The following is a 23405-nucleotide window of genomic DNA, read 5'->3' as shown; positions in this document are numbered from 1 at the left end:
TTTTGTTAACTATCCCTGAAATAGTTTTGCATTCCCATTATAATACATATAATTAAAAAAATAAAACATTTTTATAATCATAAGGATCCACGAAAGCGAAATCACGGGTGAGCGCTGAAAATGGCCAGTATATCTTTTAATCTTTCATATGCTGTATTTAAATCTTTTTCATAATCTGCACCAAGAACGTAGACCTCCCGTCCCGTCCCCTACGGGGAAGCGCAAAGGGCGCTGCCCTTGTGCAATCCCGCCCTCGGCGGTGCCAGCCCTCCGAACACAAGGTTCGAAGGGGCTTTCTGACGGTCGGCGGTAGGCCACCCCTCGTCAAGGTTTCCCTGCGGCGGGAAAGATCGCCCCGACCTTGACGGCTTCATTTCTACCCCCCCTTATTTAAGGCGGGTTAGTGTGAAATTCCTTTGTAAGGGCGTGGGAAGTAAAGGCTGATATTCACTATTTTACGGTATTAAAAAGACACGATTCGTGTCTTTACGGCAGTTCTATGATTGTTCTTACTAAATTACGCTCTTCAGAGTACACCTCGATGATCATTGTTGCTCCCAGCCTAAAACCATCAGTAAAAGCAGCTGCCATTTCCAACCCCTGGACTTGTTGATATAAATCTAATAACTCCTCAAGTTCATGAAAATCATCATCGGAAAGCCTCTTCTTCCATGCATCCATGGACTCGGATATTTGCCGGCTTAATTGGCGATTCTTCAGCTAGCCGCAGGCGGAGGCTAGACAGCGTATCCCACTAAAGGTTGAGCCCTCATCCCGGCACATGGGCTATAGATGACCCTACATTGGCTCACTGCATCACGATTCCCAAATCATAAATCTAAGCCTTTACCAAAGTGTCCCTTTTTTCATTTGACGATGTCTGTATTTAGCTATAAAGATATGCCAGCAAAGCTTCATAAGATTTGGAACAGAGTGTGCGTTTTCTTTGAGATAGGACAATGCAGAACGGTTTCCTCGTTTCGTATTGCATTCGCTGCATGAAGCTATCAGGTTTAGCGGAAGATCCGAGCCGCCTTTGCTTGAGGGGATAATATGGTCCACTGTCGTGGCGTGTCGTCCGCACCACAAACAAGTGTGATGATCTCGTTTCAGTGCAGCTTTTCGATAGTCCCGAAATAAGAACGGATTATAAAGCAATTGGATCGTCTGCTCATCAATCCAGACAGCTCGCGCTCGCTCAACTTCCCGCCAAGCCCGATGGGGTAAACATGGTGTTAGTTGTTGACCATCCATATTGAGTACCGTTATCAATGGTTCCTCTCCATCATGACTATGATTCATCGATTTCACTCCATCTGTACGACATGTTCTAACTTATAGTATTAATATAAAACAAAAACACCATCCTCATGCGGATGGTGTTCATCATGGTGGAGGCGAGGGGAGTCGAACCCCTGTCCGAAGATAACGACAGCACAAGCTTCTATAGGTGTGGTGACAGATTTGATGTCACCTAAAAGCATTGCGAAGCAATGCTAGCATCGTAAGCGATACTCGGACTCCCTGTTACCGGACTCCCCTCAGGTCAGCCTGATTGTCTTCTTCTGCTAGCTTCAAGCAGAGACTAGAAAAAAGCGTATCCCACTAAAGTTGAGCCCTTATCCTGGTACACGGGCGGTACAGAGCGAGAGTACACGTACAAGGTTATTAAGCTAATTGCCATAACTACACCCCAAAACGCACTACCAACTATGATCCCTAATAACATTCGCAGACCAAGCAGGTATATTCTCTATACAATATATCAGCTTACGTTCTGCGATTTCAGCAACAATCGTTGGTTGATTTGTGTTATCTATAATAAAAACCTGATCTGCAATGGCTAGTGCAGGCTTTAAATTTTGCAATGACTGACCGTATCGAAAACGAATATCCTCTTCTGCAATCCAATGTCCACCCTGCTCGACACGAGAGGCCACACGGTCAATATGCATTTGCACATCTTGAAGTCCAATATAGTAAATGACGATGTCATAACCGCTTTCTTTAGCAATTTGCATATGCTTAAGAACAAATGTACCTGATAGTGTAGTTTCAATTGCAAAATGCTCCTGTCTTTTTATCAACGATCTGATTCTTTTGACCGCTTCTCTTCCCGCTGAAAGATCGACACTTCTTGGATCATCTGGTTTTAGTTCACGGGCAATCTGATCAGGGTCAACCAGCTCGCCCAACCATGCTCTCATCTGCATACTGAGCGTGCTTTTCCCCGCCCCGTTTGTTCCTGCAAAAACCGTCATAATTGGTTTTAGCTTATTCATGATATTCGAACTCATGTCGTTTTCCGGTTGCATCATAAATGATTTCGAACTTATTACCGTTAGCATCCTCACGTATTCGTTTATTATTCTTGATATAGTAAATGGATGCCCCTGACTCTCTGGCCTGCTTGCGTGCATGTTGATTCGCTTTTTTCAGAATTTCTTGGAGCTGCTCTCGATTGGCAACCATCCTGAGTCCCCTCCAGTTTTCTAATTACGCTTATTATATCATAAACAGAAGAGCCACCAACCAGATCACTGGCTGATGGCTCTATCATTGTTATGTATGGAGGCGAGGGGAGTCGAACCCCTGTCCGAAGATAACGACAACACAAGCTTCTACGGGTGTAGTGACAGATTTGATGTCACCCTAGGAACTCCCTGTCACCGGATTCCCTTCAGGTCAGCCTGATTGTCTTCTTCAGCTAGCCCCAGGCGGAGACTAGACAGCGTATCCCACTAAAGTTGAGCCCTCATCCCGGTACATGGGCGATACAGAGCGAGAGCACGCTCACAGGTTATTAAGCTGCGAAAGCGTAGTTGTTTTGTTGTTTGCCGTTTAATTGGCTTTAGCGTTGATGAAGTGGACGCGTCCCCACTACCCGCTACTCATGCCCGAACTATCCCCGTCGAATCCAAAAACGCCCCCTTAAATTGGAGAAATGCCGGTGTTTCGCACCTTGGCGTTCCTGCCAAAAAGGGCTATCGGATTAAATCAAAGAATGTATTCAGTCATAGCAGTCCATCTATTGCGCATTCTTTCCCTCCAAGAAAGGAAAACGCAGGCTGTATGCTGATTGTCAAAGATCTTATTGATCTCTCTTACATCACTTAGTATATCACATTTTACATCAAAATGATATATACATTGCAGGTAACACAGCTAAAAGCTGCCATCCTGCTAGTTGCTCCATTACCTTGCAATCTTCTGCTTCTCGCGCAGCGCACGCTGAATATCGCGTTGTGCATCCTTCTTCGCGGCATCGGCACGCTTGTCGTACTGACGCTTACCTTTACCGAGGCCCAGCAGTAACTTCGCATAGCCGTTACGGATGTAAATCTTAAGCGGTACAATCGCGTAGCCATCCTGCTTGGACAGGCCCAGCAGCTTGCGGATCTGCTCCTTATGCAGCAGCAGCTTCCGTGTCCGTGTAGGGTCCGTTGGGTTGTTGCGGTTCCCCTGCTCGAACGGGCTGATATGCATGTTATGGATATGAATCTCGCCATTCCGAATGGTTGCGAACGCGTCTCCAATATTGGCACGGCCGTTCCGTATGGATTTGATCTCCGTTCCGGTCAGCACCATCCCGGCTTCATACGTATCCTCGATGAAGTAATCATGGGAAGCTTTTTTGTTCTGGGCCAGAACCTTCCCGTCACTTTTCTTACCCATGGTCTCACCCCTTGTCATCAACAATGATAATGGAAAAAGGACTTCCGGCAGACCGCCAATTGCAATCTCACCAGAAGTCCATTGTATCAAACGTCAGCCTCCAAAAGCAAGGTGGGGCAAGTGCCTCGAGCGTTACATCAGGAGGAAAAGCTTACTTTTTCTTCTTGCGGACAAAAGCGGCCGTGCCGTTTCCGCCCTTGCTCTTCCGTTTGCGGCCACCGCCGCCGCCGGAGGTGCCTCCAGCATTGCCGCCTGGAGTTGGACCTTCGCCGATGAAAATGCCGCTGCCCGCCGTCTTCTTGCGCCGGCTCTTCCCGCCGGCACCGCCAGAGCTGCGGGCGTTGCGATCGAAGCCTAGTGCGCCGCCGCCTACGGAATTGTATCCGCCTTTGCCGGAGCCAAAGGCGAAGTTCGACGCCTGCTGCTCGTCTGCACCAGCAGCAGCAGCACCAGCGCCCGCTCCAGCTGGCGCCTCGCCGCTGCGCTTGCCGCGGCCACCCTGGCCGCCGGCGCTGTCACTGCGGCGCCCGCCTGGCGCGCCGCCTTCAGCCGCGCCGCGCTTACCGCCGCGGCCCTTGCCCCCGCGGGCTGCGCCATCGCGGGCACCAAATCCGCGGCCGCCGTTGCCGCCGCGTTCGCCTTCGCCGCGCCCTTGACGGCGCGGCTTCATATCCACCATCTCAAAATCGATGGTGTGATCGTCCATGTTCACCTTCGCCACGCGAACCTTCACATCATCACCGATGCGGTATACCTTCGAGGTCCGCTCCCCGATCAGCGCCATATGGCCCTCATCGAAGTGATAATAATCGTCGGTCATCGCGCTGAGACGAATCAAGCCTTCGACCGTGTTCTCCAGCTCAATGAACATACCGAAACTGGTCACGCTGCTGATAATGCCTTCGAACTCTTCGCCGACCTTATCCAGCATGAACTCGGCTTTCTTGAGCGCTTCCGTATCCCGCTCCGCATCCACAGCCACGCGCTCACGCTCGGAGGATTGCCGAGCGATATCAGCCATCCGGCCCGCCAGATGCTCATGACGCTTCTCATCAAGCGCACCGCCGCTCTCCAGTACTTCCCGGATGACCCGATGAATGACCAGATCGGGATAACGCCGAATCGGAGACGTGAAGTGGGAGTAATATTCCGCAGCAAGACCGAAGTGGCCCGTGCTCTCCGCATCATATTTCGCCTGCTTCATCGAACGGAGCATCATCGTACTGAGCACCGTTTGCTCCTTCGTGCCTTGAATGGCTTCCAGCAGGTTTTGCAGGGCGCGCGGATGGATCGAGTTGCCCCGTCCCTTCACCTGATGCCCGAAATTGGCCGCGAATGCCATAAAGTTCTGCAGCTTCTCCTGATCCGGGTCCTCATGGATCCGGTAAATGAACGGTACTTTCAGCCAGTGGAAATGCTCTGCCACGGTTTCGTTGGCTGCCAGCATGAATTCCTCAATGATCTGCTCCGCAATGGAACGTTCTCTTTTGACGATATCCACGGCTTTGCCGTTCTCGTCCACGATGACCTTGGATTCCACAAAATCAAAATCCACCGCGCCACGGCGCATCCGGCGATTCCGCAGCTTCAGAGCCAGCTCGCGCATCAAGCGGAAATCCTCCACGAGGTCGCTGTAACGCTCGATCAGCTCTGGGTCCTCATCAACGAGAATTTTGCGCACATTGTTGTACGTCATCCGTTCTTTCGTACGAATAACACTGGTGAAGATATCGTGCTTCACGACTTTCATCTGCTCGTTGAATTCCATCTCACAAGACATCGTCAGACGATCCACCTGCGGATTCAAGCTGCAAATCCCGTTGGACAGACGATGCGGCAGCATCGGAATGACCCGATCCACCAAATACACGCTGCAGCCGCGATCGTAAGCTTCCTTATCCAGCTCGGAGCGCTCGCGTACGTAATAGCTGACATCGGCAATGTGAACGCCCAGACGGTAGTTCCCGTTCGGCAGACGTTCCACATTCACCGCATCATCGAGATCCTTGGCATCTTCGCCGTCAATCGTCACAATGTTCAAGCCGCGCAGATCGCGGCGGCCCTGCTGCACAATCTCATCTTCCGTAATGGCGTCCGGCGCTGTATCCGCCTCGGCCAGCACTTCCTCCGGAAAGCCTTCCGGCAGCTGATGCTTGCGGATGATGGACAGGATGTCGACGCCCGGATCATCCTTGTGACCCAGAATCTCCACCACTTCGCCCTCTGCCGCAGCTCTTCCTTCCGGATAGCTGACCAGCTTCACCACGACCTTCACACCATCAACAGCTCCGTTGATCGCATGCTTCGGAATAAAAATATCCCGGTTAATCCGTTTGTCATCCGGCAGCACGAAGCCATAGGCTTCGTGGTTCTGGAATACACCCACGACTTGGGTGACGGCGCGTGTCACGATACGGACCACTTCGCCTTCCATTTTGCCACCGTCGCTGCTTTTAGAACTGATCCGGATGAGCACGATATCTCCATTCATCGCACTCTTCAAGTCATTGGCATGAATGTACACATCCGGGTGCTCGCGATCATCAGGAATCAGAAAAGCAAAACCCTTCGCATGAGCCTGCAGCCGTCCGCGCAGCAAATTCATCCGTTCCGGCACGCCATAACGCTGGGTGCTGGTCAGAATGATTTTTCCGGATTGCTCAAGCTCATTCAGCAGCTTCAAGAATTCCCTGAATTCATGGGCATCCTTAATGGCAAAGTGTTGCTCCAATTCCTGGTACGTCATCGGTTTGTATGCAGTTTCCCGCATAAAATTCAGTAATATTTCTTCAGTTATCATCATTATCACCTCGGGGAACCTGCAATTTCATCGTTCCGCTATCCATTCTTTACCTTCATATACTCATACCCTAGTATACACGAATTTAATCCCCGGTATCCTTCCGAACACCGCCTTAACCTATGTATTCCGAAATTCAGGCAATAAAAAACCCCCGCTCTTCCAAGAGTGAAAAAGCGAGGGTAACGTTCATTGTTATTTCAACATAGCAACAACGATGGCCAAAATCATAAATCCTGCTGCAAGACCTACCGTTGTACGCTGCAGTACGAGATCCATACCGCGAGCCTTTGTTTTACCAAAAAGATGTTCCGCACCGCCGGAGATGGCACCGGCAAGACCTGCGCTTTTCCCTTTTTGGAGAAGAACGACAGTAATCAACCCGATGGAGAAAATAACAAGCAACACTTCAAAAAATACAACCATGACTTCCACCTCCTACGTATGTAAACATCTAAATTTATTATCTTAAGAGACATTCTAGATTCTACATGAAAAACAGCATTTTTATTGTACCACAGCTTTATCGACCTGACAAGGAGTAAGGGGGATTCGCTCCATAACTCCGACCAAGATCCTGCCATCCCTGCTTCTCGGTGTTAATACCATGAAGTGGACCCCGTACTGGGTGGATCTGGAGCTTTGTTAACCTTTTGGAACCGCCGTATGCGGACCCGCATGTACGGTGGTGTGAAAGGACGATGGTTAGCCGCCCTCCTACTCGATGATCTTGGTCATAAGCTCAATGGATTGGAAGCTACTGACCGATGTTACTCATACGACCCACCGACCCATTTTCTGCCCACCCAAAAAATAAATGGCCTGCCCCTCCAGCGTTGGCAGACCACCTGTTTCATAGCAGCCAAGGCTGCATTATTTCACTCGGAAGGATCCAGTGCTGATCGCCACAAGCTCGCCCTTCTCGTTCGTAATTCTGCATTCCGTTGTGACCGAACGGTGCGTCTGATGCACGATGCTTGCCGTTACGGTGAGGACACCTGCTCTGGCCGGCATGACAAAATGCACGTTCAGATTACTCGTCACCGTTGATTCGCCCGGGCGCTCCAGCATGACGGCAATACCCATGGCGTTATCCATCAGTGAGGAGAGTACGCCGCCATGCACGATGCCCGCCATATTCATATGATGAGGCTGGGCATCCAGCGTCACAACAACCGCCTCCGAGCTGGCAGACGCAAGCTTGCAGCCGAGATATCCCCAGAAAGTGGACTCCGCCGCTTGGGTCATGGTCTCAATGTACGCCTCCCGGTCGAATTCCGGCTGTCCGGCCTTCGTCTCCGGATTGGCATTGATATGATTCATCAGGCCGCCTCCTTTTCTTATGACGTCGTTAGTACTGTATCCATTCCAGCGGGATAACATGAATCGCTTATCATGCATACACCACTATTCTGTGCATTCAACCTGTTCTGCCTTCCTCTTCCTCCTCCAGCAGCTTGCGGCGAAGCACCTTGCCTACCATCGTCTTCGGCAGCGAATCGCGGAACACGTACTCGCGCGGCACCTTATAGGCTGCCAGCTGACTGCGGCAAAACTTCTCAAGGCCCGAAGGGTCCGGAGACGCGCCATCCTTCAGCACAATATAAGCTCTCACGGTTTCGCCGCGATAATCGTCCTTCGTTCCGACCACGACGACTTCCTTTACGGAAGGATGCTCATACAGCACTTCCTCGATCTCCCGAGGGTAAATATTGAAACCGCTTGCAATGATCATGTCTTTCTTGCGGTCGATGATCGTAAAATACCCCTCTTCGTCCATCGTTGCCATATCGCCCGTGAACAGCCAGCCATTGCGCAGCGTGTCGAACGTGTCCTCCGGCCGGTTCCAGTACCCTATCATCACTTGCGGCCCTTTCACAATTAGCTCGCCAGGCTCGCCGATGGGCATTTCTTCGCCCGTGTCGGGGTCCACCACCTTGGCATCCGTATCCGGAACCGGTACGCCGATGGTGCCGACCTTGCGCCTACCCCAGATCGGGTTCACATGGGTAACCGGGGAAGCTTCGGTCAGGCCGTAGCCTTCGATCAGCCGCCCTTTGGTCAGCTCCTCGAACTTATCCTGCACCTCGACCGGAAGCCCCGCAGAGCCGCTGACGCAAGCATTGATCGAAGACAGATCATATTCCTTGATCCGTGGGTGATTAATCAGCGCGATGTACATGGTCGGCGCACCCGGGAAGAGCGTCGGCTTCATTTTTTTGATCAGGTTCAGAATCATCGTCACTTCGAATTTCGGTACCAATATCAGCATGCCGGCACGGTAGATCGCCTGGTTAAGCAGCACAGTCAACCCAAATACGTGAAAACAGGGGAGCACCGCCAAATAACGCTCCTTCCCATCCTCCACCTGAAAGCACCAGTTCGCGGACTGCACAGTATTGGCGATCAGATTCATATGCGTCAGCATGACGCCTTTGGGGACACCGGTCGTGCCACCGGTATACTGGAGAAGGGCCAAGTCCTTCTCCGCCTTTACAGATTCGCAGATCGGGTCATTCGGTGAGTTCGCAAGCAGCTTTTTGAAGGCATGGACGCGGCTTCCATAATTGACGACCGGAAGGGGGCCCTCCTTCTTGGCTTTGATCGGGTAGAGGAGATTCTTGGGGAATGGAAGATAATCCGCCACGGAAGTGACGATCATATGCTCCAGTTCCGTCTCCTCGATGACTTTTTCAACGCGGGACACGAACATATCCATCGTAATGATGATCTTGGCACCGGAATCCTTCATCTGATGCGCAATTTCCCGCTCCATATAGAGCGGGTTGGTCATGACGGCCACGGCTCCTGTGAGCAGCACGCCATAATACGAAATAACCACCTGCGGGCAGTTGGGCAGCATAATCGCTACCCGGTCGCCCTTCTTAATCCCTTTGCTGCGGAGCGCGTTCGCCATACGATAGGACGACTCCAGCAGACTCCTATAGTTGATCGTTTTGCCCATGAAATACATGGCCGGCCGATTCGGAAACTTCTGTGCCGACGTCACGAGAAATGATGCCAAATTCTGTTTCGGATAATCAAAAGCGGGGGCTACTTCGGGCGGATAAAACGGCAGCCAAGGCTTTGTATCCATACAAAACCAACCCTTTCCTAAGGAATGCTCCTTCTTTCCTACTCCAAGAAAAATCTCTCTCTTTTCAGGCTACATTCGCATCTTTTACGGTGTCGGATGCTACACGGTGTACCGTTCGTTCTTGACGACACGGGCGGCGATGCTGCGCTTGAGGGCCACCGTATCGACCGGCGTGCAACGCGTCAGTTTCTTGAGCACCGACAGCTGCATCCGCAGCATGTCGCCGGTTTCCACCGAGGCCAGCGTCTCTTTCGCGAGTGCTTCAATGCGCTGGAACGCTTCGTAAGCAAAAACCTGCGTCATCTCGATCATGCTCGCCGCTTTTTCCTCCGAGGTGCGTTCGATTTGCTTGCGGGTGCGCAACAATGCGCTTTCGAGGGCATAAATATCAATCATCATATCCGCCAGATTGGATAAGGCCTCCTGCTCTTTCTCCAGCTTCGTGCCGAACTTCTGAACCGCCAGACCGCCTGCGAGGAGGAAAATCTTCTTGCTCATGTCCAGGAAGTGCGCTTCCTGTTCCAGTGTGCCTTCGAAAGTTTGGCCAGGTACAAGTTGCAGCAGTTCCCCTTGGAGGCCTTGCGCTTTTTGCAGGAGCGCGATCTCGCCCTTCATGGCCTTCTTCACGAGCGTGCCCGGTATCAGGAGCCGGTTGATCTCGTTCGTGCCTTCAAAGATGCGGTTGATGCGGGAGTCCCGATAGACGCGTTCCACTTTGTACTCTTGGATATACCCATAGCCCCCATGAATCTGCACCGCTTCGTCTGCTACGTTATCCAGTCCTTCCGAACAGAACACCTTGTTGATCGAGCATTCAATGGCATAGTCGGAGATCGCGGCAGCCGATTGGATTCCGGCATCCTCGCTGTTGTAATCGATATCCTGCATCGCTTCGTCCAGCAGTCCTGCCGTACGGTACACCATACTCTCCATCACGAAGGTGGTGATGTTCATCTCGGCCAGCTTCTTGCGCATAAGCGGGAATTGCGAGATTGGCGTATCGAACTGTTTACGGGTGTTAGCATATTTCGCGCTCAGCTCGATCGATTCCTTCGCCGCACCAACCGTGCCAGCTGCCAATTTGTACCTGCCGATGTTCAGGATGTTAAAGGCAATCCGGTGGCCTTTACCGATCTCGCCGAGCAGGTTCTCCTTCGGCACCTTAACGTCTTCGAAAAAGAGCGGACGCGTCGACGAGCCCTTGATGCCCATCTTCTTCTCTTCCGGTCCGAGCGTGAAGCCCTCCATCTCCTTCTCGACAATGAACGCGGTAAAATGCTCCCCATCAATCTTGGCGTAGACGATAAAAATATCCGCAAATCCGGCGTTAGTTATATATAGCTTCGATCCGTTCAAAATATAATAGTCTCCGTCATCCGACAAGCGTGCCGTTGTTTTGGCACCCAGTGCATCCGAGCCCGAGGTCGGCTCCGTCAAACAATAAGCCGCAATTTTAGCGCCGGTCGAGAGATCCGGCAGGTATTTCTGTTTCTGCTCGGTCGTGCCGAAGAACACGATCGGCAGCGTTCCGATCCCGACATGTGCCCCGAAAGAAAGCGCGAAGGACGAACCCTTGGCCAACGCTTCGTTAATAATCGTGGAGCTGACCTTATCTAGCCCGATCCCGCCGAACGGCTCCGGCACATCAGCTCCGAGCAGGCCCAGCTCGCCTGCTTTGCGAAGCAGGTCTACCGTCATTTCATAGTTCAGCTTCTCCAGCTCTTCATCGTGCGGCACGACTTCCCCATCGATAAAATCACGCACCGTCTCGCCGATCATGCGATGCTCTTCCGTGAAATCCTCCGGTGTCAGGATGCGCTGCATATCGGGATTATCGATGACAAAGCTGCCGCCTTTGATTTTCGGTTCTTTGGTTTGGTTATCGCTCATGATTGGTTTCCCCTTTCGGAATGTGGAATATTGGAGTGCAAGGACTGCCTTGGTGTTGCTGGGAAGCTATATGAAATCTCTCACTACTTCGCAATAGTGGCCGCTCCGCGTGCGGATTTTACTTCCGATCGCTGTTGAGTTTGGATTTCAAGGAATGGATCTATTAATAGTAGAAATCCAAACTCAAAGGCGACCGCTACCGCTTCTCCAGTACAATTCCGCCCTCTCCGCTGGGCTGGCGCACATTGGTAAATCCCCTAAGTTAAAACCCCTGCCTCCGGGCTATCCTTGCACTCCCCTGTGGTTGGAGTGAGTTGTGCGGTGTCCGGTCCGAGTACGGAACGGACACCCCACTAAGACTACATCTCAGTGTGAATTGGCTAGTCATGCATCATTAGAAGATCATTGAACTTAGATATCGAAAACCTCGATCTGGTTCATCGAATACAATCAGAGGCATTGCTGAGCTAACTTTCCATAGTCCTTGCTTGGGAGCTACTAGCCCCTTGAGGACTTATAGCGCGAATCGAACCACGCTGAGCAACTGCAAGGACTAATGCGAGAATCCCCTTCCCAAACCCCTCTGGGGTATAGAAGGAATTTCCTTCTTGCCACTACCTACTCCTTAAGCTCCGGCGGCGTGCACCTCGAACACCCCCGCGGCGCCCATGCCGCCGCCGATGCACATGCTCACGATGCCGTAGCCGCCGCCGCGGCGCGCGAGCTCGGAGAGGAGGCTGACGGTCAGCTTGGCGCCGGTACAGCCGAGCGGATGGCCGAGCGCAATGGCGCCGCCGTTGACGTTGACCTTGCTCTCATCGATATTAAGCGCGCGGATGATGTGGAGGCATTGCGAAGCGAACGCTTCGTTAATCTCGAACACATCCACTTGATCCAGTTCGATGCCCGCCATGCGCAGCGCCTTCGGGATCGCTTCAACGGGGCCGACGCCCATAATCTCCGGCTCTACGCCTGCCAGGGCAAACGATTTGAAGGTAGCCAGCGGGGTAAGACCCAACTGCTCCGCTTTCTCGCGGCTCATGACGGCTACGGCCGCCGCTCCGTCACTCGTCTGTGACGCGTTTCCCGCGGTAACCGAGCCGCCAAGGGCAAAGGCCGGCTTCAGTCTGGCCAGCACATCCGGGGTTGTATCCGGCCGGACCCCTTCATCCGTATCGAAGGCAAAGGTTTTGCTGCGCACTTTGCCCTGCTCATCGGCCGCAGCCAGGGTTACATTCACCGGTACGATCTCGTCCCGGAACTTGCCTTCCGCGATGGCGGCAGCGGCCTTGCGGTGACTGCTGGCCGCGAAGGCATCCTGCGCCTCGCGGGTGATGCCGAAGCGGCGGGCCACCTCTTCCGCCGTGTGGCCCATGCCGATGTAAACCTCCGACATCTCTTCGACGATGGTCGGATGCGGTGCCGGCTTGAAGCCGGTCATCGGCACATGGCTCATGCTCTCGACGCCGCCGGCGACGATCACCTCGGCATGGCCGAGCATAATGCGCTCTGCCGCAAAAGCAATCGCCTGAAGTCCCGAGGAACAGAAACGATTGACGGTCAGCGCGGGTACCGTCACGGGATATCCCGCATACAGCGAGATAATCCGCGCGACATTCAGGCCTTGCTCGCCTTCCGGCATCGCGCAGCCGAGGATGATGTCCTCAACGTCCTCTTTTTTCAGGCCCGGCGCGCGCTCAATGACGGCTTCCAGTACGGCTTTGCCGAGATCCTCTACGCGCGTCTGGGCGAAACTGCCCTTCTTCGCCTTCCCCACCGGAGTACGGGCAAGGGATACTATCACTGCTTCTCTCATGCCATTCACCTCATCAACTTGAAATGGTTGGATCCAATACCGTTTATGATTGCGGGCCGCTAATCGACCGTGAAATGAATTCGTAACGGGTGGAACAGATTAATGAGTGAGTCGCCAGCTTCAAACTTCGCCAGCATGGATAACCTGCCACCATGTGCTGTATGCAGCGTCGATTTGGCGCATCGCACGTTGCGAAAGATGGTGTATCTCTTAGCTGAAGCAGCTCTCTTAACGCCCTAATTCCGCAGCGGCTTGCCTTTTGCCAGCATATGCTGCATGCGCTGCTGGGTTTTGACCTCTCCGAGCAGGCTGAGGAACGCTTCGCGCTCCAGGTCGAGCAAATGCTGCTCGCTCACCACGGTTCCCGCAGGAACATCGCCGCCCGTCAGGATGTGCGCCAGCTTCTTCGCGATCAACAGATCGTGATCGCTGATATAACCGCTGCGCTTCATGTCGATGGCGCCCATCTGGAGCACGGCTCGGCCATCACGTCCGACAACGCGGGCTTTGCCCGGCTGCGGCGGAACATAGCCTGCCCGGTCCATCTCTAATACCGCATGCTTCGCTTCATAGATCCGGTAGTCTTGGTTCATGACCACCGAATCCCCGCTGCGCCCATAACCCATGCGGATCGCTTCATGTCCGCTGGTCGACGCCTTCGCCATCGCCACCATCTCGAAGATTTTGTTGATCTCCGGTTGGAGGTCACTGTCCTTGTCGGGATGGCGGTTGCTGGTCATGAGCGCCAGCTCCTTGCAGCCGCCGCCTGCCGGAATGAGGCCGACCCCCGTCTCCACCAGACCGAAGTAGGTCTCTGCCGAGAAGATGATCCGGTCGGCCGGAAGGCATGCTTCCACACCGCCGCCTAGTGTCATGCGGTGAGGTGCTGCCACAACCGGCTTCTCCAGCGCTTTCAGTTTCATCATGCTGCCCTGGAACAGACTTATGATGTCATCTACCTCATCCCAGTCGCCGCTCTGCGCTTCCATCAGCATGAGCATCAGGTTGGCGCCGACGCAGAAATTGCGGCCTTCATTCGCCAGCACCAGCCCGCGGTAATTCGCCCGAATCTCCTCTACGCTCTGCTGGATCATGACCAGAATATCGGCACCAATTGCGTTGTTCGGGGAAGTGAATTCAAGACAGGCTACGCCATCGCCAATGTCGATCAGGTTCGCCCCCGTGTTCGAGCGAATGATCCGGTTTTGCGATTTGAGCGCTTGCAGCGAGATCAGCTCAGGCTGAACCTCAACGCCCTTATACTCGCCTTTGAAATAATGGAACACCTCGCCGTCCTTCTGCTGATAGAAGGACTTGTTGCCGGCGGCAATCCAATCCTTCACCCAAGCTGGAACCGTCATCCCCTCCGCTTCCATGCGCTGCACGGATTCAGGCAGTCCGATCAGATCCCAGGTCTCAAATGGACCGAGCTCCCAGTTGAAGCCCCATTTCATCGCGTCGTCGATGTCCTGAATGGAATCGGCGATCTCTCCCAGTTTGTCGGCCGCATAGACAAGCACTTGCTTCAATACATTCCAAGCCAGTTCCGAGTATCGGTCCTGCGTACCCAGGAATGCCTTGATCTTTCGCTTAGCCCCCTTCACCGCTTTGGCGGCTTCGATGGAAGTGGAGCTCACTTTGGCGCTCGGATTGTACTCCATCGTGGACAGGTTAAGCGATAAGATTTTGCTGCCTTGTTCGCTCTTTACTTTTTTATAAAAGCCCTGGCCGCCCTTCTCACCGATCCAGCCGCGGGAGACTAGTTCATTCATGACATCGGGAACCGTGAACACATCCTTCTCGTTCCCTTCCGGCACGGAGTCGTACACATTTCTGGCCACATGGACAAACGTATCAATGCCGACCAAATCCAGCGTACGGAAGGTGGCGCTTTTCGGACGCCCCAGAACAGGCCCGGTAGCTGCATCCACTTCCTCCACGGTATAACTGTTCTTCACCATCTCTTGCAATGTGACCAGGAGACCGTAGGTGCCGATCCGGTTTGAAATGAAATTCGGCGTGTCCTTCGCAAGCACAACCCCTTTACCAAGGCGCTTCGTGCAAAATTCAACCATAAATTTCGTAATGTCCGGATCGGTATCATAACCCGGGATAATCTCCAGCAGCTTCATATGGCGCGGTGGATTGAAGAAATGGGTCCCCAGGAAGTGGCTGCGGAATTCCTCGCTGCAGTCCTCGACCATCGCATTAACGGAAATACCGGAGGTATTCGTGCTGACAATTGCCCCTTCTTTACGCACGCTCTCAATCTGTTTGAAGATGCTTTTCTTGATTTCCAGGCGCTCCGTAACCACCTCAATGATCCAGTCCACATCCTTCAGCTGGCTTAGATGATCCTCGGTATTGCCCGGGGTGATCCGACCCACAAAATCGGCGCTGTACAGCGGAGCCGTGCTGGATTTAGGCAGAGCCGCAATGGCTTTGGAGGCAAGCTTGTTCCGCACCTTAGGATGATCCAGCGTCAATCCGGCTTTTTCCTCTTCCGCGGTTAAGGATTTAGGAACGATGTCGAGCAGCAGGCAGGGAATGCCTGCATTGGCGAGATGGGCGGCGATTCCCGACCCCATGACGCCCGAGCCGATCACGGCGGCTTTGGTTATGTTTCGACTTGCGATACCGGAACCGCTGACGGATTCCTTAGTAATGGTATTACTCATTGCACAACGACCTCCTGTTCATGGATTTCGGATAGACCGAATACGGATAACTCCAGGATTTCTGCGATATCTCGCGTTTTTACGCTTTCTTCCACTTCCTTCAGCTTCGTGCCGTCCTCCAGCATCGTCAGACAGAACGGACAGGCTGAACTGATCATCGTCGGGGATACGGCCAGCGCCTGCTCGGTACGCGCCAGATTCACGCGCTTGCCCGCATCTTCCTCCATCCACATCTGCCCGCCGCCGGCCCCGCAGCACATGCCATTTTCGCGATTCCGCTCCATCTCCAGCAGCTCGACGCCAGGAATGGCGCGAAGCACACTGCGCGGCTGATCATACACGTCGTTATACCGTCCCAGGTAGCAGGAGTCATGATAGGTGATTTTCTCTTGAACCTGGTATTTAGGCTGAAGACGCCTCTCCTTCACCAGCTGGTCCAGCAGCTCCGTATGATGAATGACCTCCGCTTCAAGCCCAAACTCGGGGTACTCGTTCTTCAAAATATTGAAGGTATGCGGACAAGCTGTGACGATTCGTTTCACATCGTACTTCTGGAACGTCTCGATGTTCCCCATACACAGCTGCTGGAACAGAAATTCATTGCCCATGCGGCGCGGCGTATCACCCGAATTCTTCTCCTCGTTGCCGAGAATGGCAAAGTTGACGCCGGCTTCATTCATAAGCCGGACAAAAGCCTTGGTGATCTTGCGGCTGCGATTATCGTAAGAGCCCATGGAGCCGACAAAGAACAGCACGTCGAAATCCGGATTTTCCTTCACGGTCGGAATCTTCAGATCTAAAGCCCCCTCCGGATCGACCTCCTTCACCCACTTGCTCCGGTCCGCGCGGCTGATTCCCCAAGGGTTGCCTTGTCGCTCGATGTTTTGCATCGCGCGCTGGCCTTCCTGCGGCACGCTGCCCTCCATCAGAACGAGGTGACGCCGAAGGTCCACGATTTTGTCGACATGCTCGTTGGCTACCGGACATTGATCCTCACAGTTGCGGCAGGTTGTGCACGCCCAAATCTCTTCTTCTGTCATGACACCGCCTATCAATTGAACATCCTTCGGGTCTACCCCCTCGACTTGATGCCAAGAGCGCTTCTGCACGTCCATCGTCGGACCGATATCGGTGACGCCCTCCCCCTTCCAGCCGACAAGCGCCAGATCCGTAGCAGCCATGGAGTGAACACCGGGCGATCCAAACACCGAGGCTGGCATCCACGCTGATTTGGAGGTGAGCGCGGAACCTTTTTCCGTCAGATGATCCCTTAGCTTCACAATCATGTGCATCGGCGACAGCAGCTTGCCTGTATTCGATGCCGGGCACACGTTGGTGCACCTTCCACATTCAACGCATGCATAGAAATCGAGCATCTGCTTCTGTGTAAAGTCCTCAATCTTGCCCACCCCGAATGCCTCGGCCTCTTCATCCTCCAGATCCAGCTTGCTGAGCTTGCCCGGGGGATCGGTGCGGCGGACCAGAATGTTGATCGGCGCCGTAATGAGGTGAAAATGCTTCGATTGCGGTACATAGATGAGGAACGACAACAGAATCAACAGGTGGAGCCACCAGAACACAAAATAACAAATCGTAACCGCCATCGGCGGCATCCAGGCAAATATGGCCGCAATACTTGATGAGATCGGTGCCATGGCCGACCACGCCAGTCCTTCCATGAGCCGTTCAAAAGCCATTGTCAGCAGTACCGAAGCCATCAGCGTGGTGATGAAAAACACAACAATGCTTGGCTTCCAGCCCCGCTTGAGCCGTTTCAGCTTCTCGCCGTAGCGACGATAAGCCGCATAACCAATCGCCAGCAGGATCAGCGTAACCGTAATCTCCTGCATGAGGATAAAGCCGGCATGGCCCGGAATCGGCAAGCTGTGACCCGACAGCCCTTTCCAGATGATGTCGAGCGCTCCAAACTGCAAAATGATAAATCCATAAAAAACGATAAAGTGCATGATGCCGCTCTTGCGGTCCTTAAACAGCTTGCTCTGTCCGAATACCTGGATGGCGAATTGGCTCAGGCGTTCCTTCAGATCCTTTTTCAGATTCGCTGGCTTGCCCAAACGGATATACAGGTACCGACGATACACCACGGTGACGAACATATACACCGCCCAACCGGTGATTAAGACAAAGAGCAGCGCGTTGATTAATGGTAGAATCATCTCTCTCAGCCCCTTGCGTTAAAAATCCTTCTTTCTTCTGGTAGTCTGGTGCCGCGTCCATTTTCCGAAGTTACTGTCACTCCTTCCAAAACCCGCTCGTCGTCGTTGTGTCCATATTGGGACAACATATGAAGCGCTTTCATTAGGGGTGCAAAAATAGACCTCCACATCGTGCCGTGCCGAACACGCTAAACCGAATTTCATCGTTTCTGGCTGCATCTCTTACTCTGTACAACGCTACATCTGTACTCGTGTACTTGCCTGCGGATACCCAGTGACTTGTTTCTTCCGGTTGAACTGCCGTCTATTGCTCTGATATGAACGCCTTATTTTGCTGCTCTGATAGTCTGCTTCATCCATTTCACGCTTCTTCATAACCCATCGTTGACAACGACATGAACGTATTTTATGATGGATACAAGAAATGAATGAGTATTCATTCATAATTTTAACTGTATTCTAACACCGGGGTGAGCATATGACAAGTAAAAAAAATGAAAAATATTACCTTATTCTCCAGGGCGCCCTGAAAGTATTCGCCGAGAACGGCTATCACCGCTCTCAGGTATCCAAGATTGCCAAGGCCGCCGGCGTAGCTGACGGCACTATCTATTTGTACTTTAAGAGGAAGGAGGATATCCTCATTCGTCTATTCCAGGAGAAGCTTGGCGAGCTGGTCGGCAAATTCCACGAAAGCGTGGAAGGAACCACGGACGCCGTGGAAGCGCTGCGGACGGTGTGCAGCATCCATTTCTCGGAGCTGGAGAGCAATCCTGAACTCGCTTATGTCACGCAGATTGAGCTGCGGCAGAGCGATCTGGAGCTGCGCAAGGAAATCGGCAGCGCATTGAAGCCATATATTGTGCTGATCGAGAATATCCTGGAACAGGGCATCCAAGAACAGAAATTCCGTTCCGATCTGAACGTCAAGCTGGTGCGCAACCTGATTTTTGGCGCGATGGACGAAGCGGTAACCTCTTGGCTGATCTCCGGCCGCAAATATTCTCTGTCCGATCAGGCGGAGGAGACGCTTAGCTTTTTCCTGAACGGTGTTTCCAGCGGACAATAAGTTCTGCTGATATTCATATTGAAGGGAGCGTTTAACCGATGAAGATTGTGGTATTGCTTAAACAGACCTTTGACACGGAGGAAAAAATTACGATTGAGAACGGATCGATTGCCGAGGATGGGGTGAAATTCGTAATCAATCCGTATGACGAATATGCTGTGGAAGAAGCCGTGAAGCTTCGGGATGACCATGGCGGCAGCGTGACACTCCTGTCCGTCGGACCGGATCGTACAGCAGAAGCCTTGCGGACTGCGCTCGCAATGGGTGCGGATGATGCCGTGCTCATCTCCGATGAGCGGATTCCGGACGATGAATATGCGGTATCGAAGGTGCTGCATGCGTATTTGTCCAAAGAAAGCCCCGATCTGATCCTTGGCGGCAACTTCTCCGTGGACCGCGGTTCAGGCCAAGTGGCCATTCGTCTGGCAAACCTTCTCGGAATTTCACATACCGGGTCCATTACCAAGCTAACACTGAACGGTACCACGGCTGAAGTGCATCGGGACGCGGAAGGCGATCTTGAAGTGCTGGAAGTTCAGCTGCCAGCCGTCTTCACCGCACAGCAGGGATTGAACGAACCCCGCTATCCATCGCTGCCAGGTATCATGAAGGCGAAGAAGAAGCCTTTTCAGACGTTAACCCTTGACGATCTCGGAATATCGGAAGCCGATATCCAGCCAGCAACGAAGCAAAGTGAGCTGTCCTTACCGCCGGAGCGGAGTGCCGGACGCATTCTGAAGGGCGAGCCTGCAGAAGTGGCACATGAGTTGGTATCCTTGCTCCGCACCCAGTCGAAAGTGATCTAATGAACGTATCATCATTCCTTATGTATTCTGATTGTATGGTTGACGGGATGTCCGTCATGCACGCTTTCGCTTGATAAGTATAGTGAATCCGGAGCAGCAGCGATCGGAAGAATCATCCGCATTCGCTTGGGATGCTCAGGCTGGTCGAAATCGTAAAACTCTCTTCACTTCAATCTCAAATGGATCTTAGGAGGTTATGATATGAGCAAAACGATATTAGTGTATGCCGAGAACCGGGACGGGAAGCTGCGTCAGGTTGCCCTCGAGACGCTTGGCGCGGCCCGTTTGATTGCGGGTGACGGTGACAGCATCCGCATTCTGGTTGCGGGTTCGAATATTACGGAAGCCGTATCGGCCCTGAACGGTTATGGTGCCGACACGATCTATACGGTCGAACATGATGATCTGGAGAACTATAATCCCGAAGCTTATATGGCCGCCATTGAATCGGTTATCCGTCAGGCCCAGCCGGATGCGGTTCTCTTCGGCCATACGGCCATTGGCCGTGATTTAGCCCCGCTGGTAGCCGCCTCCCTGAATGCCGGACAAATTTCCGACGTAACCGCGATTGAGACCGAAGATGGAGAAGCGGTGTTCACTCGCCCGCTCTATGCGGGTAAAGCTTTTGAGAAGCGCGTATTCCAGAACGGACCGTGGGTGGTAACGGTGCGTCCTAACAATATTGCTGCTGCAGAAGCCATCGAAGGCGCCGGCGCCAGCATTGAGGATATCGCTTATCCGGCTCCCTCCCTTCGTTCCGTGGTAAAGGACGTCGTCCGCAAAACCACGGGAAAAATCGACCTCTCGGAAGCCAAAATCGTCATCTCCGGCGGTCGCGGCGTGAAGAGCGCGGAAGGCTTCCAGCCGCTGGAGGAGCTCGCGGACCTGCTCGGCGGCGCCGTTGGCGCATCGCGTGGCGCCTGTGATGCCGGCTACTGCGATTACGCGCTCCAGATCGGGCAAACCGGCAAAGTCGTTACGCCCGAGATCTATATTGCCTGCGGCATTAGCGGCGCCATCCAGCATCTGGCCGGCATGAGCCAATCCCGGGTCATTATCGCCATCAACAAGGACCCCGAGGCACCGATCTTTAAGGTAGCCGATTACGGTATCGTCGGCGATCTGTTCGACATCGTTCCGCTGCTGACGCAGGAATTCCGCAAAGTACTGGTATCGTAAGACTTCCTAACGGTTTATCCCACAATAACATGTCAAAAAAAGGCTGCTCCAAAAGGTCCAAGGGACCTGGGGCAGCCTTTTACTTCGCAAGTTTTGCCATAACAATGCCCCTTCGACCATGAACCGTTCCTGGGGCAGCCTCGTCAATTGGATGCAAAACAGGCTCTAGCGTATCAACATTAAGAACCAAACCGCTTCAACAGCTTCTGCTGATGGGCCGTAAATGCTTCTTCCAGCGAAATGCCATAAAGATCCGCCAACAGAGAAATGTTGCCGAGCACGTCGCCGATCTCCTCCACCAAATCCTGCTTGAGCTGTTCTCTGGATTGAACCTCCTCGTCGGGGCGGTCCCTGCCGATCTCATAAGCGCGGACGGCACGCGCCGTTTCCCCTGTCTCCTCCATCAAAAAGCCAACCCGAATAAAGGGCCCGTACTCGGTCCAGCCTCGCTCCCCGTAAAACTGTTTAATCCATTGCTGCGCTTCATTCATATCCATGCTTGTCCTACCTCCGCAATTCCCTGGGATGACTTAACCATTATTTTTTTACATAATTCAAGAACAAACTCATGATAATGCTAACATGTACGCCATAAGATAAGAGGGTGCCATCTGATGATCATTAACAATATAGTTCATCGATGCCATGACACAAATCACTATATATAGTATAATTACTCGAATGAAATATCAACATCTTGTCAAGGAGTGTGCGAATTGAAATCTATATGTGTATTTGCAGGATCGAACATGGGAGAACACCCAGACTATCAAGCGAAAGCTGCCGAGCTCGGCAGACACATTGCCCACAACCAATACAAACTCGTATACGGCGGCTCCAAAATCGGATTGATGGGTGAAGTAGCTAACGCCGTTCTTCAGCATGGCGGTGAAGTTATCGGTGTGATGCCGAGCGGGCTGTTTAAAGGTGAGATTGTACATACCGAGCTGACCCAGCTCATTGAAGTAGCGGATATGCATGAGCGCAAAGCGACGATGTCGAAACTGTCCGACGGGTTTATCGCCATGCCGGGCGGTTTTGGAACCTTTGAAGAATTGTTCGAGGTATTGTGCTGGTCGCAAATCGGAATTCATCAGAAACCAATCGGACTGCTGAATGTCCGGGAGTATTATGAACCGTTCATGAAGCTGATTCAGTACAGTATCACGGAAGGTTTCTCCAATGCCTCCCACTTAAACCTGATCAACATCTCCGATGACCCGCTCAAGCTGCTTGAGCTCATGGATAGCTACACGCCTCCGACGCTGGACTTGAAGTGGAAGGACCTGGATTAAGGGGCGCTTACGGAGAATAGCGATCATTCCCCACATTCAAGGGAAGTCTTGTACCCACAAGTAGGATAATGCGTATTTAAGACTCTCTACCACGGATCTACCGTATTCGCAAGGAAAGGCACCGGACTCCCGGTGCCTTTTTATCTTACAATAGCGATGGTGGTGATATTATACAAACCCGCCGTTCACGCGGAGCGTTTGACCTGTGATCCATTTCGATTCTTCACTTGCGAGAAACAGCACGACCCTTGCAATATCATCCGGTTCGCCTAGGCGTCCGAAGGAGTTCATGCTCACGATCCCCGCAATCTGTTCCTCCGACTTACCTACGGTAAAGAGTTCCGTATTAATCGGCCCCGGCGCCACCGCGTTAATTGTAATTCCTTTGGGCCCGAATTCTTTGGCTAACTGACGCGTAAATTGCTCCACAGCGCCCTTCGTGCCTGCATATACGCTGTATGCCGGGAACATCTGTCCAGCTACCGACGTCGAGAAATTGATAATGCGGCCGCCCGAATTCATAAGGTGAAAAGCCTGCTGGATCGCGAAATAAGTCCCCTTCACGTTGATCGCAAACTGCTGATCGAAATCTTCCTCCGTCATGGCCGCAATCGGCTTGGTTGTCATGATTCCGGCATTGTTCACGAGAATATCGATTCCGCCATAAGCCTCGATCGTTTCACTAAACAGTCGTTCAATAGCTGCTACCTGACTTATATCGGCTTGAATGGCCCGAGCTTCGCCGCCGCCTTGCTTAATGGCGCTCACCACTTCCTCAGCTTTAGCGGGGCTGCTCGCATAGTTTACAACCACCTTAGCCCCGTTCTCCGCAAGCCTCTCCGCCATTTCACGCCCGATGCCTCTTGATGCCCCCGTTACAATAGCTACCTTGCCCGATAAACTCTTTGTCATGATACAACCCC

General features: G+C 52.7%; 20 protein-coding genes and 1 other RNA gene. 4 read left to right on the top strand and 17 right to left on the bottom strand.

Annotated elements, in window-relative coordinates; translation table 11 throughout:
* Positions 1-209: 209 nt before the first annotated feature.
* The 15 genes from ABEW73_RS05680 to ABEW73_RS05610 form a co-directional block, all read right to left on the bottom strand.
* Positions 210-374 (bottom strand): hypothetical protein, encoded by a 165-nt coding sequence (locus ABEW73_RS05680; protein ID WP_430162333.1) that lies wholly within the window; start codon positions 372-374, stop codon positions 210-212.
* A 112-nt stretch (positions 375-486) separates the two neighbouring features.
* On the bottom strand, positions 487-720 hold the full coding sequence (locus ABEW73_RS05675; protein WP_430163023.1) for a DUF6809 family protein: 234 nt from the start codon (positions 718-720) through the stop codon (positions 487-489).
* A 126-nt stretch (positions 721-846) separates the two neighbouring features.
* Positions 847-1302 carry an HNH endonuclease gene (locus tag ABEW73_RS05670; protein ID WP_430162331.1) on the bottom strand — a complete coding sequence of 152 codons (456 nt, stop codon included), beginning with the start codon at positions 1300-1302 and terminating at the stop codon, positions 847-849.
* A gap of 401 nt (positions 1303-1703) precedes the next feature.
* Entirely contained in the window at positions 1704-2282 is a 579-nt protein-coding gene (locus tag ABEW73_RS05665; RefSeq protein WP_430162329.1) for a zeta toxin family protein, read from the bottom strand.
* Positions 2275-2472, bottom strand: a complete 198-nt coding sequence (locus ABEW73_RS05660; RefSeq protein WP_430162327.1) for a hypothetical protein — start codon at positions 2470-2472, stop codon at positions 2275-2277. The genes ABEW73_RS05665 and ABEW73_RS05660 overlap by 8 nt, the downstream gene beginning before the upstream one ends.
* 94 nt (positions 2473-2566) lie before the next feature.
* Positions 2567-2931, bottom strand: a transfer-messenger RNA (tmRNA) gene (ssrA, locus tag ABEW73_RS05655).
* Between the two features lie 264 nt (positions 2932-3195).
* Entirely contained in the window at positions 3196-3675 is a 480-nt protein-coding gene (gene smpB, locus ABEW73_RS05650) for an SsrA-binding protein SmpB (protein ID WP_009593386.1), read from the bottom strand.
* A 151-nt stretch (positions 3676-3826) separates the two neighbouring features.
* Entirely contained in the window at positions 3827-6475 is a 2649-nt protein-coding gene (rnr, locus tag ABEW73_RS05645; protein ID WP_430162325.1) for a ribonuclease R, read from the bottom strand.
* Positions 6476-6670: 195 nt separating this feature from the next.
* Positions 6671-6901, bottom strand: a complete 231-nt coding sequence (secG, locus tag ABEW73_RS05640; RefSeq protein ID WP_009593367.1) for a preprotein translocase subunit SecG — start codon at positions 6899-6901, stop codon at positions 6671-6673.
* A gap of 447 nt (positions 6902-7348) precedes the next feature.
* Positions 7349-7798: a PaaI family thioesterase gene (locus ABEW73_RS05635; protein WP_430162323.1), complete on the bottom strand. Its 450-nt coding sequence runs from the start codon at positions 7796-7798 to the stop codon at positions 7349-7351.
* A gap of 97 nt (positions 7799-7895) precedes the next feature.
* Positions 7896-9572, bottom strand: a complete 1677-nt coding sequence (locus tag ABEW73_RS05630) for a long-chain-fatty-acid--CoA ligase (RefSeq protein WP_430162321.1) — start codon at positions 9570-9572, stop codon at positions 7896-7898.
* A gap of 99 nt (positions 9573-9671) precedes the next feature.
* Entirely contained in the window at positions 9672-11462 is a 1791-nt protein-coding gene (locus ABEW73_RS05625) for an acyl-CoA dehydrogenase family protein (protein WP_430162319.1), read from the bottom strand.
* A gap of 625 nt (positions 11463-12087) precedes the next feature.
* Positions 12088-13278 (bottom strand): acetyl-CoA C-acyltransferase, encoded by a 1191-nt coding sequence (locus ABEW73_RS05620; protein WP_430162317.1) that lies wholly within the window; start codon positions 13276-13278, stop codon positions 12088-12090.
* 236 nt (positions 13279-13514) lie between these two features.
* A complete protein-coding gene (locus tag ABEW73_RS05615) occupies positions 13515-15956 on the bottom strand; it encodes a 3-hydroxyacyl-CoA dehydrogenase NAD-binding domain-containing protein (protein ID WP_430162315.1) in 2442 nt (813 codons plus the stop codon).
* On the bottom strand, positions 15953-18133 hold the full coding sequence (locus ABEW73_RS05610; protein ID WP_430162313.1) for a heterodisulfide reductase-related iron-sulfur binding cluster: 2181 nt from the start codon (positions 18131-18133) through the stop codon (positions 15953-15955). Before ABEW73_RS05610 ends, ABEW73_RS05615 begins: the two co-directional genes overlap by 4 nt.
* Positions 18134-18611: 478 nt before the next feature.
* On the opposite strand from ABEW73_RS05610, the gene ABEW73_RS05605 reads away from it, so the two are divergent.
* The 3 genes from ABEW73_RS05605 to ABEW73_RS05595 all read left to right on the top strand — a co-directional run bounded on the left by ABEW73_RS05605 (position 18612) and on the right by ABEW73_RS05595 (position 21187).
* Entirely contained in the window at positions 18612-19202 is a 591-nt protein-coding gene (locus ABEW73_RS05605) for a TetR/AcrR family transcriptional regulator (RefSeq protein WP_430162311.1), read from the top strand.
* Between the two features lie 38 nt (positions 19203-19240).
* Positions 19241-20008 carry an electron transfer flavoprotein subunit beta/FixA family protein gene (locus ABEW73_RS05600; protein ID WP_430162309.1) on the top strand — a complete coding sequence of 256 codons (768 nt, stop codon included), beginning with the start codon at positions 19241-19243 and terminating at the stop codon, positions 20006-20008.
* A gap of 201 nt (positions 20009-20209) precedes the next feature.
* A complete protein-coding gene (locus ABEW73_RS05595; protein ID WP_430162307.1) occupies positions 20210-21187 on the top strand; it encodes an electron transfer flavoprotein subunit alpha/FixB family protein in 978 nt (325 codons plus the stop codon).
* A 179-nt stretch (positions 21188-21366) separates the two neighbouring features.
* Here ABEW73_RS05595 and ABEW73_RS05590 read toward each other — a convergent pair whose 3' ends face one another.
* Entirely contained in the window at positions 21367-21684 is a 318-nt protein-coding gene (locus tag ABEW73_RS05590; protein ID WP_430162305.1) for a MazG nucleotide pyrophosphohydrolase domain-containing protein, read from the bottom strand.
* A gap of 219 nt (positions 21685-21903) precedes the next feature.
* Between ABEW73_RS05590 and ABEW73_RS05585 the strand changes: the two genes are divergently transcribed.
* Complete coding sequence (locus ABEW73_RS05585; protein ID WP_430162303.1) at positions 21904-22482, top strand: TIGR00730 family Rossman fold protein; 579 nt, start codon at positions 21904-21906, stop codon at positions 22480-22482.
* 168 nt (positions 22483-22650) lie between these two features.
* On the opposite strand, the gene ABEW73_RS05580 is transcribed toward ABEW73_RS05585, so the two are convergent.
* Positions 22651-23394: an SDR family oxidoreductase gene (locus ABEW73_RS05580; protein WP_430162301.1), complete on the bottom strand. Its 744-nt coding sequence runs from the start codon at positions 23392-23394 to the stop codon at positions 22651-22653.
* Between the last annotated feature and the right edge of the window lie 11 nt (positions 23395-23405).

Source organism: Paenibacillus lautus, assembly GCF_050482385.1.
GTDB classification, from domain to species: Bacteria; Bacillota; Bacilli; order Paenibacillales; family Paenibacillaceae; genus Paenibacillus_AQ; species Paenibacillus_AQ lautus_B.
The sequence above is the reverse complement of the archived record's forward strand: the minus strand, read 5'-3'. Positions and strand labels throughout refer to the sequence as shown.

Bases quoted from the DNA above. Each gene is read 5' to 3' on its own strand.
- ABEW73_RS05670 (WP_430162331.1), bottom strand. From the start codon at position 1,302: ATGAATCATAGTCATGATGGAGAGGAACCATTGATAACGGTACTCAAT.
- smpB (WP_009593386.1), bottom strand. From the start codon at position 3,675: ATGGGTAAGAAAAGTGACGGGAAGGTTCTGGCCCAGAACAAAAAAGCT.
- ABEW73_RS05660 (WP_430162327.1), bottom strand. From the start codon at position 2,472: ATGGTTGCCAATCGAGAGCAGCTCCAAGAAATTCTGAAAAAAGCGAAT.
- ABEW73_RS05635 (WP_430162323.1), bottom strand. From the start codon at position 7,798: ATGAATCATATCAATGCCAATCCGGAGACGAAGGCCGGACAGCCGGAA.
- ABEW73_RS05665 (WP_430162329.1), bottom strand. From the start codon at position 2,282: ATGAATAAGCTAAAACCAATTATGACGGTTTTTGCAGGAACAAACGGG.
- ABEW73_RS05610 (WP_430162313.1), bottom strand. From the start codon at position 18,133: ATGATTCTACCATTAATCAACGCGCTGCTCTTTGTCTTAATCACCGGT.
- rnr (WP_430162325.1), bottom strand. From the start codon at position 6,475: ATGATAACTGAAGAAATATTACTGAATTTTATGCGGGAAACTGCATAC.
- ABEW73_RS05595 (WP_430162307.1), top strand. From the start codon at position 20,210: ATGAGCAAAACGATATTAGTGTATGCCGAGAACCGGGACGGGAAGCTG.
- ABEW73_RS05590 (WP_430162305.1), bottom strand. From the start codon at position 21,684: ATGGATATGAATGAAGCGCAGCAATGGATTAAACAGTTTTACGGGGAG.
- ABEW73_RS05625 (WP_430162319.1), bottom strand. From the start codon at position 11,462: ATGAGCGATAACCAAACCAAAGAACCGAAAATCAAAGGCGGCAGCTTT.
- ABEW73_RS05630 (WP_430162321.1), bottom strand. From the start codon at position 9,572: ATGGATACAAAGCCTTGGCTGCCGTTTTATCCGCCCGAAGTAGCCCCC.
- ABEW73_RS05615 (WP_430162315.1), bottom strand. From the start codon at position 15,956: ATGAGTAATACCATTACTAAGGAATCCGTCAGCGGTTCCGGTATCGCA.
- ABEW73_RS05620 (WP_430162317.1), bottom strand. From the start codon at position 13,278: ATGAGAGAAGCAGTGATAGTATCCCTTGCCCGTACTCCGGTGGGGAAG.
- ABEW73_RS05580 (WP_430162301.1), bottom strand. From the start codon at position 23,394: ATGACAAAGAGTTTATCGGGCAAGGTAGCTATTGTAACGGGGGCATCA.
- ABEW73_RS05680 (WP_430162333.1), bottom strand. From the start codon at position 374: ATGAAGCCGTCAAGGTCGGGGCGATCTTTCCCGCCGCAGGGAAACCTT.
- ABEW73_RS05600 (WP_430162309.1), top strand. From the start codon at position 19,241: ATGAAGATTGTGGTATTGCTTAAACAGACCTTTGACACGGAGGAAAAA.
- secG (WP_009593367.1), bottom strand. From the start codon at position 6,901: ATGGTTGTATTTTTTGAAGTGTTGCTTGTTATTTTCTCCATCGGGTTG.
- ABEW73_RS05605 (WP_430162311.1), top strand. From the start codon at position 18,612: ATGACAAGTAAAAAAAATGAAAAATATTACCTTATTCTCCAGGGCGCC.